The organism is Nostoc sp. PA-18-2419 (assembly GCF_005869855.1).
GTDB lineage: Bacteria > Cyanobacteriota > Cyanobacteriia > Cyanobacteriales > Nostocaceae > Nostoc.
In genome coordinates, this window is the sequence record NZ_SZNH01000026.1 from 14,345 (window position 1) to 27,362 (window position 13,018).

The following is a 13,018-nucleotide window of genomic DNA, read 5'->3' on the forward strand; positions in this document are numbered from 1 at the left end:
TTTACCATCCGTAATCTTCACGCATTTGTTCATAATCAAAAACTTCCGGCATCTCTTGTTCAGGTTCGCTGTCAATAGATACCGCCTCTACTGATTCTTCTGGCTCAACAGGTATAAGTTGTTTAGCTTTTTTGACCTCAGCCTGTTCTACTTTCTGACGCTCTTTTTTAGTTTTCTTTTGAGTTTGGAATGTTTCGCGTTCTCTAACTTCAGCCAAAATTGAGCGATTGCTCACAGCCTTACCTGCTTCTCTGACCTTACGGCTGCTAGCTTTTGCCTCATCTAGAGAGAGTTCCTCTGTCTCCAAATCTTGAGCATACGCACGGGCAACAAACACCTCTTTATTCCCTTCTGTGCAGTAAACCAAAATCGTTGTGATATCTCTGGGGTCATATCGCAACACCACACTTTCCCCTGCGTAACCCGCCAATAGTTCACCTCGATACATCAAGTTTTCAAATTGCAGATATCCTCCGCGTTGAATTTGTCGCCGTGTTTGCTTCATTAGGCAAATATCCAAATCCCTCTGTGAAAGTAAATCAGGGGAAGCAATTAAACCAGATTCCCAGCGTTGAAATCTGCCCTGACCGCCCATTCGAGCCTCAGCTCGCTGGTTATAGTTATTAACGATGTAACGCACCAACAATTGCTCTAACTGCCGCAACGTTAAGCAAGCTTCTTTCTCTGCTTCCTCTGGTCGCTCTTGAACGTTTGAACCTGTGTATCCTTGTAAAGTTGAGAATAATTCTGTGTTGAAAGTTTTAAACGGACGCTCAACAATACCACCTTCGGATGGGCGATCGCGCAAATGACAAACAAACCCTAACTGCACTCCTATTTGCTGTAAATGGTTGGAACGAAAATCCTTACCCCCATCTGTATAAAAGTGTTGCGGCAAACCAGAAGTACCCCATTCTTCATGAAGTCCATATTCTGAACCATATTGCTTGGGCAAAATTGCATGACGTAGCGCCAAAGCTACAACCTGGGAGCTTGGCTTGGTGCATTGTAGCCCAAGTTAATTCCCATAATGCAGCGCGAATAACTATCAATAACCGTTGTTAACCAAGGGCGACTAAGAATTTTGCCATGCCGATCTACTAATAAAACATCAACAAGGGTGTGGTCGCATTGCCAAACTTGTTTACTATGTTCTATTTGCAAGTCTTTTCCGTCACGGGTTTTAACTGATAAGCGCGAACCACGCCAACCCGGACTGCGAATACTTTTAGCTTGCTCAATTTTATCTATTAAGGGTTGCAAAATTCGGTAAACCGTCATGTGGGAAGGAGGCTTAACTCCCAGTTCATCAGCTCTGGCCTTAGCTTTAATAAATACCTGCTGGCGAGTCATCCTTTTACTTCCCTTATTACCCTCCTTATAGGTCTTCAAAATAAACTCTTGCCAGTTTTCATCAACTCGATGCTTCCCTTTATCCATCCGTTGATTTTGTGCCAGTCCAGCCAAACCCTCGTGTTCCCATTTGTCTACTAGCCGTCGCACTGTACGTACTGACTTACCAAGCTTTTCTGCCGCTTCCTTAAGCTTTTGAGTATATGTAGTGCGATCGCTTAAAAGCCACGATACTCAGCACATAGCAAGAATATCATACGTATAGCAAATTTGTTTGCATAAGGTGAAAATTTTTTGATATAGTGCCCGCTAGGTAGTTAGTTCATGACTAGTTACCTGAATAACTTCCTCTGCAATTCATTAGGTAACTAGGGAGCCAACCATATCGTGCCAGATTATTTTCAGGACACCCGTTTTAAAAAAGATAGAAAAGACTTAAATATTTTTCCAGGATTGACGATTCTTAAAGATAGAAAAGACTTAGATATTTTTCAAGGATTGACGATTCTTGTGGTAGATGATAGTACAGATATTCTTTTTTTAATTTCTTATATTTTTGAAAGTTATGGAATTCAAGTGATAACAGCATCTAATGCTTCGACAGCATTTGAGATTATTAAACGATTACCGGTGGATCTTTTAATTATCGATATTGCTATGCCTTTTAAAAACGGATATACGCTAATACAAAAAGTCCGTTCGCTTATGCCTCCACTCATCAGAGAAATTCCAGCGATCGCTTTTACTGGTAGTTCTGAAGATAAGATAGATAAAAAGGCTCTTGCTTCTGGGTTTCAAATTTATATCCAAAAACCTACAGACTTAGAACAATTTATCATACAAGTATTACAACTACTTCAACTCTCGTGTAAAAGGAAATGTCCTTTGTTTAGCAACTACTATCAGTTAAAGGATGTCTGAGAGGATGTTTGAAAAGTCCTCAAACGTGTGTTTCACTACCCTGGCTACCGAGAAACTGATACGAAAAAATCCGAGTTTTGGGATTTGAGACTGCACCGCTGAATTAGACTTGAAGCTCAAGTCAACCCTTTTCAAACAACCTTTTTCAAACAACCTTTCAAGAGCGATCGCTCACTTGAACTTTTTGCTGTTTACCTGCAACCAACTTTCTCTGCAAGGCAAAAGCTACACTCAGACTAAGTAAAACTCCACCAACTCCCTGAGGTTCGGGAACTGACTTCGGACTATTGAATCCATACTTTGCCAGGATTTTTTGTCCTGTTGGTGAAAGAATATAATTAGCTAGTTGTGAACCTCCAGGACTTGCACTTTTGAGTACTGTCAAACCATAGTCAGCTTGGACTTTTAAGCTATCTGGCAATTCCACTATCTGTAAACTTGGTGAAATTTGTTGAGCAGATAAAGCACTGGTGTAATAAACTAAATAGATGTCTGCTTTATTGATATCTTGCAAATAATAGACTATGCTACCGCCTGGACTATTCCTCTCTGGCGGCAATGTTCCTGATAATATTACGGCTTTTGCATTTAACTGGGCGAAACTACCTGGACTAATTTGTTCGGCTTTGCGAAATACTTCGACCCCGTAATCTCCCAAGGGATCGCTTATAGGTTTGGAAATACCTAATTTAATGTCGGGATTGAGAAACTTATCAAGCAGATTCTCTGTAGTGAGTGAGACTTCGGGTGCGGCGATCGCATAGATAGGATTTCTCGCAAAGGTTTCGACTTCTCCACTTAAGTTATTTTGATTCAGTATCATAGCGTTACCTAAATCAGCACTGGCGAAAACATCTGCTTTTTCTCCTGCTAATAACCTATCTTTTAATGAGCCAGAAGAGGCAAATTCTGTTTTAACTGGAATGCCAAATTCATCAGTAAAAGCACTAGCAACTTCTGACAGCGCACCCCTCAAACTACCAGCAGCATATAAAGTTACCTCGGAAGATGTGGTCAGCGTGGCTGCTAAAGTCTGTTTTATCAGGGCAATATGAACAGCGAATATAGTCAGCGAAGCAACAAGTAAATGCTTTTTCATAATTTTAATTGTCCATGAGAAACTAAAAATGGTGTTGCATCAATTCGGAATGAATTGACAGTTTAAACTATTAAAAGTTAGTAATAAATTGTGCAAAACTATTCGCTCATTTAGCAATACAAACAAAATAGTTTGTTGTTTTTAGTCAGCTAAAACACATATTTATTGGATAATCACTAGTCAGGCTTATTTACTACTGACAGTTGATACTCAACAGCCAACAAAACTGTACATGCTTTCAAAAAATTTGCCGCAGGTTAACTAATGCCTAAATAGTTCTCGATTTGAACATTTAAACTTTATAAATTATTCATCAGTATGTATTTATACGTGTTTTGATGTTTTATTGAAACTACAATACCAACTTAGTTAGAAAAAATCAATTCAATTACGTCATTAAAGGCTGACTTTATCAAAACTTCAAGTAACAAGTTTTTTAAATTGATGAGATTACGCACATGACAAGACTTCACGAGCAACGACGAATGTGGTATTTGTGTAAGCACAACCCAAACTCGATGCTCAACCTAAGGTACGAAGCTATATTAATCTAGACTGCACTAAAATTCGGCGTTATATGAAGTTCGTTGCGTGATTTAATACAAAAATCATACTGCAACTTAATTTGGAGTAGCCAGAGATGAAAATTCATTACTTGCAACACGTACCATTTGAAGGACTGGCTAGCATTGAACAGTGGGTGAGAAAGAAAAATTATATACTTTCTGTAACTAAGTTTTATAACAATGATATCTTACCATCTGTTGATGACCTAGATTGGTTGATAGTAATGGGTGGCCCAATGAATATTTATGAGGATGATAAATATCCTTGGTTAAGCTTAGAAAAACATTTTATAGCAGAAGCAATCAATAAAAATAAAACAGTTATTGGTATATGTCTTGGTTCACAGTTAATCGCTGATGTTTTAGGTTCAAAGGTTTACCAAGGTCAGGAAAAAGAAATAGGTTGGTATCCAATTAAAATGACAACAGAAGCACAAAAGTCTAGTATTTTTGCTTCATTACCTGCGTCTTTTACTGTGTTTCATTGGCATGGTGATACTTTTGATTTACCACCGTATGCTGTACCACTAGCCTATAGTGAAGCATGTACAAATCAAGCTTTCATTTATGGAGACAGAGTATTAGGTTTACAATTTCATCTAGAATCAACAAAAGACAGCGTTCGTCAAATTATTGAAAATTGCGGCTCGGAATTAGTTATAGGCAAATATATCCAGAAACCTGAAGAAATGCTCGCACAGAACGATAATTTTAGTAATATAAACACTTTAATGTCTAAAATTTTAGATTATTTTGCTACTTTGACGAAATAAATTCTTAAGGACTGATAAATAAAAAACATCCCAAATTTTCTTGTTGGGATGGGTGTCCTCATCGGTGCCATATTGGGTGGGGGCGGGCTTTTGTGCCGACCCCACAAGAAGGATAATTTATTTTCTACAATATCTTTTATTTCTCACGCAATACAGTTTAGCTAAGGCTCAAAACTAATGTAGGTTGGGGAGCGGCTGTGGACGGGTTAAGAGGCTTGAGGCGACGTTTGAGGAACATAGGCGCGGCCTTCCGATAGGGTAAATCAACGGGTTGAAATTCAAGTCTACAGGCGCAGCTAGCTGTGATACCTTACCTATGGTTTAATTACTTAAAAATTACTATAATTGTTATGAAAATTTACCGAGTGCAACTTGTTAATCGTCATAACTTGGTTATAGAGGTGGCAGAAAATCAGTATATATTAGATGCTGTAGAAGCCACAGGTTTGCGCTTACCGGTGGGTTGCCGATACGGTGCTTGCATCACTTGTGCAGCGCGTCTAATTGAGGGTAAAGTTGATCGCTGTGGGGCGATCGCACTTAAATCTGCACAAGAAGCAATGGGCTATGTTTTGCTTTGCATTGCCTATCCTCGCTCAGATTGCAAGTTTGAGGTGGGTGTAGAGTCCCAAGATCAGCTTTACATCAATCCGTTTAAAGGTAGTCGGTGAGATTACAGTCTTTTAAGGAATTTTAAGAAATAAATTATCCTATTTGAAGTTGCTGACTGATAACTGTATTTTTTATTTGTCAGTCCCTTAGGTGGGGCGCTCAATATATTTATATTCCAAATTGGGAAGAATAAAGTCTGGTGAGATTACACAAGCAACTGTAATTCATAAAATGAGGCTTTAATCCCTATGAGTTCTGATTTTCAACCCCCACCTAAAAGCTTGTCCATACTGGCTTCTGTAGGAGGAATAGTAACTGCGGCGATCGCGATCGCTGGTTTTAATTTTTGGTCTGGACAACTTTCTCCAACTTCCCGACAAAAACCTGAAATATCAACATCTCAAACTACTTCTGGGCAGTTATTACAACCGAAGGAACCCATACAGAGTACTCCTTTTACTGCTCAAGAAACTGAAACAATTGCTAACCTTGACGCTACATCTGTAGTTTTACCAGGTGAACCGATTGCTCCCAACCAATTAAGGATAGCTATTACTCCTTATGTTGCTCCTGGTGCAGGCTCGTTAACTAAAGAAGAAATTGCAACTGCTCGTCAGGCTTGGTCATACTTCCAGCGTAACTGGAATGAAGAAACTGGCTTGGTTAATTCTGTTGATGGCTTTGCCTCCGTAACTATGTGGGATCAAGCAGCAGCAATCGCCGCTTTAGTTAGTGCCAGAGAACTCAATATCGTGCCTGCGGCTGAATTTGAAGCCAAAATGAGCAAAATGTTAAAAACATTGGCTTCTGTGCCGTTATACAAAGAAGAATTACCTAACAAAGTCTATAATGCAAAAACTCTCATCCCCGTTAATTATGGTCAACTAGAAAAACGCGAAGAAATTGGTTGGTCTGCCATTGATTTAGGGCGGATGGCAATGTGGCTGAAGATTGTTGGTGCAAAGTATCCTCAGATGCGATCGCTCTCTAGTGACGTTTGGAAACATTGGCAAGTCAAGCGTTTGACCAAAAATGGGCAAATGTACGGTACTAGTGTTATTGAAGGCAAAGAACAGTACAACCAAGAAGGCCGCCTGGGTTATGAGAATTATGCTGCCTATGGTTTGAAGCTTTGGGGCTTAGATGTAAAAAAAGCCTTGGATTATCAATCCTATACTGCTTTTGTCAATCTTTACGGACAAGGAATTCCTTACGACCAACGTGACTATAAAAAATCTCAAGCTAATAACTATGTTCTCAGCGAACCCTATATTTTAGATGGTATCGAAACTGGGTTTCAAGCTTTGCCTAAAGCCTACGCCGATAGAATTTTAGCTGCTCAAGAATCTCGCTATCAAGCGACAAAACAATTAACTGCCGCCACAGAAGACAACTTGGATCGCCCTCCTTATTTTGTTTACAGCAGTTTATTTGTCAACGGAGAACCTTGGGGTACTATCACAGACACTCGACAACAGCGTAATGATTTGCGCTTTTTAAGTGCTAAGGCAACGGTAGGCTGGTATGTGCTTTATAACACTGATTACACGCACAAATTATTTGATTTCGTCCAAGCTAACCTCAAGTCAAAAGATGGTTGGTATAACGGTTTCTATGAATCTCTGCGTCAGCCGAATAAAACTCTGACAGCTAATAATAATGGGGTGATTTTAGAGAGTCTGCTGTACAAGCAAGTCGGACAACCGCTTACTGTTTGGGCAGGAGTTAACAAAAGTAACAAATCAAATTAAGCCAGTCGCCTGACGAAAAGAATGGAATACAGCCCCCGGATTCATCCGTGGGGTGATTGCTGATTTTCTTCCAGAGCAGCCGAAAATACAGATTGCGCTTGCTGCTGTATGAGCCAACTTTCATCAGCTTGGTAAAATTGAGAGCCTAATCCCGTGTTTGCTTCTGATATCAAGGCTTGCGTTTGTACATTGTTTGTGAAATACTACTTTTAAAATACGGTAAATCGATAAACATTAAGTATTTTATTAAATTTACCATCAAAAACGAAACTAAAAGCGGTTGGAAGCTAATCTCAAACGATGACAAACACAGAAATTCGCACTACTCAGGTTAAAGTCCCCAACGGTGATTTACAAATCGACGCTTACTTAGCGTCACCGACACGAAAAGGAACTTTCCCAGCTGTGATTGTGATTCAGGAAATCTTTGGGGTAAATATACACATTCGGGAAGTTGCCGAGAAATTTGCAAAACTTGGGTATGTAGCTATCGCTCCGACTTTATTTCAACGCACTGCTCCCGGTTTCGAGGCTGGATATAATCCTGAAGATATTGAAAAAGGGAGACAATATAAGCAGCAAACTAAAGCCGAGGAAATACTGAGTGATATTCAGGCTGCGATCGCTTATTTGAGAACTTTACCAAATGTACAACCAGATGCGATCGGTTCCATTGGTTTCTGCTTTGGTGGTCACGTTGTTTACTTAGCTGCCACATTAGCAGATATTAAAGTCACAGCTTCCTTTTATGGTGGTGGGATTACAAACTCAACTCCTGGCGGTGGAGAACCAACCATTACTCGCACTCCCGATATTAAAGGCCCCATCTATGCATTCTTTGGTCTCGAAGATCAAGGAATTCCCTTAGAAGATACAGAACAAATTGAAGCAGAATTAAAGAAATATCAGATTCCCCATGCTATCTTCCGCTACGAGGGAGCAGGACATGGTTTTTTCTGCAACCATCGCGCTAGCTATAATCCCGAAGCTGCTGCTGATGCTTGGAAAAACGTTGTAGAACTGTTCCAAAAGAATCTTCAGCTGCAAACTGTATAAATCTCTGTGTTAGTAGGGTAGCACAGCTGTGCTACCCGATGAATTGTGCGCCCCTACAAATAAAAAATAAAAACATAAAATTATTAACCGAATAGTATTACCTTTATGATTACTGCCTTCAAACAGCCACAATTGAAAATTTTTCAACAGTTTTCACTATTCGTCCTACCTGGATTATTAACAATCTCTACGACCTTAGTTAGTTGCTCAGTCGAAAACCCAAAATCAGAAAATAAAACTACTGGTTTTCAAGCTAAAGTTGTTCGCATGGGATATCAAAGTTCCGGAGATATTGTCAGACTAAAAGGATTGATTGAAAAGCGTTTACAACCTTTAGGTGTTTCTGTAGAATGGGCGCAATTTGCCGCCGGGCCACAWCTGATGGAAGCGATGAATGTGGGTAGAGTTGATATTGGTTCTGTAGGCGAAACTCCCCCAATATTTGCTCAAGCTGCTGGTACATCTTTAGTTTATATTGCTAGTAACAAACCCAATACTGGTAAAGGAAGTGGCATCATAGTCCAAAATAATTCACCAATTCATACTTTAGCCGACCTCAAAGGTAAAAAAATAGTTTTTCAAAAAGGTTCTGCCTCCCATTATTTATTAATCAAAGCTTTAGAAGAAGCCAGTTTAAAATATAGTGATATTCAAGCCCTGAGTCTACCCCCCTCAGAAGCTCGTGATGCATTTATTCAAGGAAAAATTGACGCCTGGGTTACTTGGGATCCTTATTTAGCAGTGGCAGAAAAAAAGGCAAATGCCCGTGTACTGAGAGATGCTAGCGGCATTGCTACTCAAGGCGGATATTACATGGCGGCGCGAAAGTTCACTACAGAAAATCCCAAATTAGTGCGATTAATCCTAGAGGAAATTGATAATACAGGTCAATGGACTGACAAAAATCGAGCGGAAGCTGTAAAACTTATCGCTCCTTACTTGAAACTTGATGAAGATATTTTAAAAACAATGGTTGAAAGGCGAAATTACGGTTTAAGACCAATTACTCCAGAAATTATGGAAAATCAGCAAAAAATTGCAGATTTATTTGCTAAAGAGAAAATAATTCCTAAGTCTATTAATATTAAGGAAGCAATGCTGACTAATGAACAATATGCAGCTATCACACCGGAAACTATCAGTCAAAGCAGCATTAGATAGTGTCTTAGGAACTGGGGGCTGAGGGAGAAGATATTAATAACCAATGACCGATAACTAATGACTAATAGCTAAATTAGGAACAGAGTGATTATGGAAGTTTTTTGGTATTTACCTACACAGGGAGATGAGCGTTATTTAGGCACTACAATTGGCAGGCGTCCAGCGACTTATCCTTATATGCAGCAAATCGCCCAAGCTGTTGATAAATTGGGTTACGGCGGCATGTTAATTGGTACTGGACAAAAACAGGATACTTGGATTGTAGCTAGTTCTTTAATTTCAGTTACCGAACGTTTGCGGTTTCTTGTAGCTTTTCGTCCAGCAATTATGTCACCTTCATTAGCAGTGAGGATGGCTGCTACTTTTGACCAAATTTCTAATGGTCGAATTATTCTGAATGTGGTAACTGGTGGCGATACAAAAGAATTAGCCAAAGATGGAATTTTTCTAAATCATGACCAACGTTATCAACTAACTGATGAATTTTTAACAATTTGGCGATCGCTGATGCAAGGAGATGAGGTCACATTCAATGGTCATCATCTGAAAGTTGAAGGTGCAAAACTGCAATTTCCTCCTGTACAAAAGCCTTATCCGACTTTATATTTTGGTGGTTCTTCTGATGCTGCTCTCCAAGTTGCTGCCAAACATATTGATGTGTATTTAACTTGGGGTGAACCACCAGCTCAAGTTGCCCAAAAGATTGCCAAGGTACGCCGATTAGCAGCAGAACAAGGTAGAACTGTGCGCTTCGGAATTCGGATGCATGTCATAGTCCGAGAAACTACGCAACAGGCTTGGGATGCAGCCAACGAACTGATTCAGTATGTGGATGATGAAACCATCGCTGCTGCACATCAGCGATTTGCTCAATCGGAATCAGAAGGACAACGCCGCATGGCACAACTACATAATGGTAGTCGCCAAAACTTAGAAATTAGCCCCAATTTATGGGCAGGTGTTGGCTTAGTACGTGGTGGTGCTGGAACTGCCTTGGTAGGAGATGCAGACACAGTTGCAGCGCGAATGCTGGAATATGCTGATTTAGGCATTGATACGTTTGTATTTTCAGGGTATCCCCATCTTGAAGAAGCCTATCAAGTCGCAGAATTACTGTTTCCACGCTTACCAGTGCAAACGCCAGCGATCGCATTACCGCAACAAGTTACAAGTACGTTTAGTGAATTTGTTACCAAAACAGATTTACTCAAACCACAGCCTGTTTAAATGGCATTGGGCATTAGTTAATTCTTCTAAATAGGAGAAAGAGAAAAATGTGAGTCACCGTCAAGTGGCGATCGCCTAATACCATTTTAGATTTTGGATTAGGAATCGCTTTCTAAATCTAGGGTTGTATCAATGCATTTATGACAATCATTTTTCAAATTGGTATAACTTCTGATCAAGCAAGTTTTACAGCAAAAAGGCTCAAGCATTATTGCCTAAGCCATAATTAAATTCAATTTTTGATTAGCTCTATATTCAACACATATCTAATCTGTATTGACCAATTCATTCAAGCTAGATATCTGATTGGACTTTGGATTAGTTTACGTATTTAAACACAGTTCCTTGATTAGAAGTGCCCCCACTAGAGGCAGTACCGTAAAATGCACTATTGGAAAGTTGAATTAGTGTGGAGTTCGGTGTTGCTCCATTCGTCCCATTAAAGCTAGATAGCAAAGTGATGGTTGCTCCATTCAATCGATAGATAGCCCCTTTGTTGCTTGCACCACCTGTAGAAGCCGTACCATAGAAGTTCCCATCAGTTGCTTTTATCACCGCCGCTGTTGGGTTGGCTCCATTCGTCCCATTAAAGCTAGCAACTAAAACTGGTGACCCACCACCGAGTGGAATTTTAAATATAGCTCCTTTATTACTGGCTCCACCCAGGTATGTTGTGCMGTAGAGAAAGCCACTTGATTCAATTAATCCTGATTGGGGACTTTGTCCATTACTACCAGTAAAGCTATATGAAGTTATTACTCCTGCAGGAGTTAGTCTAAACACCACACCTTTATTATTTGCTCCACCTGCGGAGGTGGTGCCATAATAGTTCCCATCACTTGCCAATTGCAATCTTGCCAATGGATTTGCTCCATTTGTGCCGTTGAAGTTGACTACAATTGTCGGCGTACCTCCAGTTAGGGGAACCTTAAATACAGTTCCTTTACCATTGACTCCACCTGCTGAGGTTGTCCCCCACAACCTACCATCAGCACCGGAAATCAATCTACCTGCTGGCCCAGCTCCATTAGTGCCATTAAAGTTAAACAGTGTAGTCAAAGTTGTAAAAGTTGTTTTTGCCAGTTTAAATATCGTACCGAGGTCATTGGTACCACCTGTAGAGGTTACTCCATAAAAATTGCCATCACTTGCTTGAAATAATCTGGCGATCGGATTATTTCCATTAGTGCCATTGAACTGAACTAGTGTAGTCAAAGGTGTAAAATTAGGAGCAGTTAATTTGAATGCTGTTCCCTTATTTTGCGAACCACCTGCGGAAGTTGTTCCATAAATATTGCCATCGCTTCCTARAACCACACCTGCTTTTGGGCTAGCTCCATTAGTACCATTAAAATTTACAACGGTCGTTAATGTGCCGGCAAAGGSTTGTTGCAAGGGTAATACTAATGGAGACATCAAAACAGCTAACGATGTTAAAATCAACAGCTTATTATTGTTTTGACTTTGTTTGCACAGATTGAGCTTGTTCATTTTTAATCTCACCAAAATTTAGCAAATCCTGAATCTTTGCTCTCACAAGTTTTGTTATGACTAACGCTTTTGACACTAACTACTAAAACTAGGTACTAAAAATTAGTATCTTCTAGTTTGAAGTCACTGAAGACATGAACGAGTTTCTAACTACCTTTGAAAGAGATTTAGAAAGGTTATAATTAATTCTTACCAATTCTCTATGAAGATGCGCCTTATTAAACCGCCCTCTAATCCCTCCTTACCAAAGGGGGACGAGTTAACTGGGAGGTAAAAATATATTGCAACTTGACAAAGAAATGGTATCAGCAATAAAGCCTGTATTACCGCTGAAGAAGTGATTTAAGCGATACAACTTCTGATTTCGCTTCATAGATAGCATACTTCACAGTTTAAGTAATAGATGTCGCCATCAACACAAAAAAAATTAACTTTAAATTAACTCTGGCTAGAGAAAAACCTGATAATGTAATTTGCTAATCATTTTCTTAAATTTAATGTTGGTTAAAAATTAATCATCCCAATTCAACATACTCAATAATTGTGCCATCAGGATGCATGGCTCGCATATTAACTCCCGTCGGGACTTTGTTCGGTTCCGCCAGAATTACTGCACCTTGCTGAGTCAGTGCTTCTCGAAAATCATTGAGTGAGTCAACAAGAAATGTTGCGTGTGTATTTTTAAATGGAGAGAGTGCTTCGGCTGAACCGGCAATTAAAAGAATAGAACCCACACCAGCGAGTTCCAACTCGGCTTCCGAATATTGAAACCACAACCAACATTTTTCTGTAAAGAGGTTTTCATAAAAAGCGATCGCCTCATCCAAGTCAATCGGACTAAGATAGACTCTAGTTAGTACTTTAAGAATTTGCATTGCAACCTGTGTATTAGGTAGCTATTGTATTCGATCCTGCTAAAAAACTTCGGTATTGCCTGCACAAAAGACTACATTGGAAACCTATCCAACGTAGTGACCGTTTTGAGTGCTGAATTGTTACTTTTAAACA

13 protein-coding genes are annotated in these 13,018 nt (G+C 39.6%); 7 read left to right on the forward strand and 6 right to left on the reverse strand.

Annotation, left to right across the window (positions count from 1 at the left end; genetic code table 11):
- Window position 1: 1 nt before the first annotated feature.
- Entirely contained in the window at window positions 2-976 is a 975-nt protein-coding gene (locus tag FCR06_RS33755) for a Mu transposase C-terminal domain-containing protein (protein ID WP_223280246.1), read from the reverse strand.
- Window positions 977-978: 2 nt separating this feature from the next.
- Window positions 979-1,503, reverse strand: a complete 525-nt coding sequence (locus tag FCR06_RS33760) for a helix-turn-helix domain-containing protein (RefSeq protein WP_223280247.1) — start codon at window positions 1,501-1,503, stop codon at window positions 979-981.
- A 237-nt stretch (window positions 1,504-1,740) separates the two neighbouring features.
- Between FCR06_RS33760 and FCR06_RS22700 the strand changes: the two genes are divergently transcribed.
- Entirely contained in the window at window positions 1,741-2,274 is a 534-nt protein-coding gene (locus FCR06_RS22700) for a response regulator (protein WP_223280248.1), read from the forward strand.
- 157 nt (window positions 2,275-2,431) lie between these two features.
- Here the strand turns inward: FCR06_RS22700 and FCR06_RS22705 are convergent, their stop codons facing one another.
- Window positions 2,432-3,373 (reverse strand): substrate-binding domain-containing protein, encoded by a 942-nt coding sequence (locus tag FCR06_RS22705; RefSeq protein ID WP_138503755.1) that lies wholly within the window; start codon window positions 3,371-3,373, stop codon window positions 2,432-2,434.
- A gap of 640 nt (window positions 3,374-4,013) precedes the next feature.
- Here FCR06_RS22705 and FCR06_RS22710 point away from each other — a divergent pair.
- From FCR06_RS22710 to FCR06_RS22720, 3 genes are all read left to right on the forward strand, one after another.
- A complete protein-coding gene (locus FCR06_RS22710) occupies window positions 4,014-4,712 on the forward strand; it encodes a type 1 glutamine amidotransferase (protein ID WP_138503757.1) in 699 nt (232 codons plus the stop codon).
- 350 nt (window positions 4,713-5,062) lie between these two features.
- Window positions 5,063-5,383 carry a 2Fe-2S iron-sulfur cluster-binding protein gene (locus FCR06_RS22715; RefSeq protein WP_138503759.1) on the forward strand — a complete coding sequence of 107 codons (321 nt, stop codon included), beginning with the start codon at window positions 5,063-5,065 and terminating at the stop codon, window positions 5,381-5,383.
- Window positions 5,384-5,572: 189 nt separating this feature from the next.
- On the forward strand, window positions 5,573-7,075 hold the full coding sequence (locus tag FCR06_RS22720) for a DUF3131 domain-containing protein (RefSeq protein ID WP_189523536.1): 1,503 nt from the start codon (window positions 5,573-5,575) through the stop codon (window positions 7,073-7,075).
- A gap of 41 nt (window positions 7,076-7,116) precedes the next feature.
- Here the strand turns inward: FCR06_RS22720 and FCR06_RS34370 are convergent, their stop codons facing one another.
- Entirely contained in the window at window positions 7,117-7,248 is a 132-nt protein-coding gene (locus tag FCR06_RS34370) for a hypothetical protein (RefSeq protein ID WP_262984703.1), read from the reverse strand.
- A 127-nt stretch (window positions 7,249-7,375) separates the two neighbouring features.
- On the opposite strand from FCR06_RS34370, the gene FCR06_RS22725 reads away from it, so the two are divergent.
- From FCR06_RS22725 to ssuD, 3 genes are all read left to right on the forward strand, one after another.
- Entirely contained in the window at window positions 7,376-8,131 is a 756-nt protein-coding gene (locus FCR06_RS22725; RefSeq protein WP_138503761.1) for a dienelactone hydrolase family protein, read from the forward strand.
- A 105-nt stretch (window positions 8,132-8,236) separates the two neighbouring features.
- Window positions 8,237-9,292 (forward strand): sulfonate ABC transporter substrate-binding protein, encoded by a 1,056-nt coding sequence (locus FCR06_RS22730; RefSeq protein WP_138503763.1) that lies wholly within the window; start codon window positions 8,237-8,239, stop codon window positions 9,290-9,292.
- Window positions 9,293-9,382: 90 nt separating this feature from the next.
- Window positions 9,383-10,519, forward strand: coding sequence for an FMNH2-dependent alkanesulfonate monooxygenase (gene ssuD / locus FCR06_RS22735; RefSeq protein ID WP_138503765.1), 1,137 nt, complete (start codon window positions 9,383-9,385; stop codon window positions 10,517-10,519).
- Between the two features lie 318 nt (window positions 10,520-10,837).
- Here the strand turns inward: ssuD and FCR06_RS22740 are convergent, their stop codons facing one another.
- Both FCR06_RS22740 and FCR06_RS22745 read right to left on the reverse strand, forming a co-directional pair.
- The gene (locus FCR06_RS22740; RefSeq protein ID WP_138503767.1) at window positions 10,838-12,010 is read right to left on the reverse strand and encodes a choice-of-anchor tandem repeat GloVer-containing protein; all 1,173 of its coding nucleotides are present in this window, start codon (window positions 12,008-12,010) and stop codon (window positions 10,838-10,840) included.
- Between the two features lie 515 nt (window positions 12,011-12,525).
- Entirely contained in the window at window positions 12,526-12,885 is a 360-nt protein-coding gene (locus FCR06_RS22745) for a VOC family protein (RefSeq protein ID WP_138503769.1), read from the reverse strand.
- Window positions 12,886-13,018: the final 133 nt, after the last annotated feature.

Excerpts from the sequence above, each read along its gene's own strand:
- FCR06_RS22745 (WP_138503769.1), bottom strand. The coding sequence starts at position 12,885 with ATGCAAATTCTTAAAGTACTAACTAGAGTCTATCTTAGTCCGATTGAC.
- FCR06_RS22720 (WP_189523536.1), top strand. The coding sequence starts at position 5,573 with ATGAGTTCTGATTTTCAACCCCCACCTAAAAGCTTGTCCATACTGGCT.
- FCR06_RS22715 (WP_138503759.1), top strand. The coding sequence starts at position 5,063 with ATGAAAATTTACCGAGTGCAACTTGTTAATCGTCATAACTTGGTTATA.
- FCR06_RS22710 (WP_138503757.1), top strand. The coding sequence starts at position 4,014 with ATGAAAATTCATTACTTGCAACACGTACCATTTGAAGGACTGGCTAGC.
- FCR06_RS22725 (WP_138503761.1), top strand. The coding sequence starts at position 7,376 with ATGACAAACACAGAAATTCGCACTACTCAGGTTAAAGTCCCCAACGGT.
- ssuD (WP_138503765.1), top strand. The coding sequence starts at position 9,383 with ATGGAAGTTTTTTGGTATTTACCTACACAGGGAGATGAGCGTTATTTA.
- FCR06_RS22705 (WP_138503755.1), bottom strand. The coding sequence starts at position 3,373 with ATGAAAAAGCATTTACTTGTTGCTTCGCTGACTATATTCGCTGTTCAT.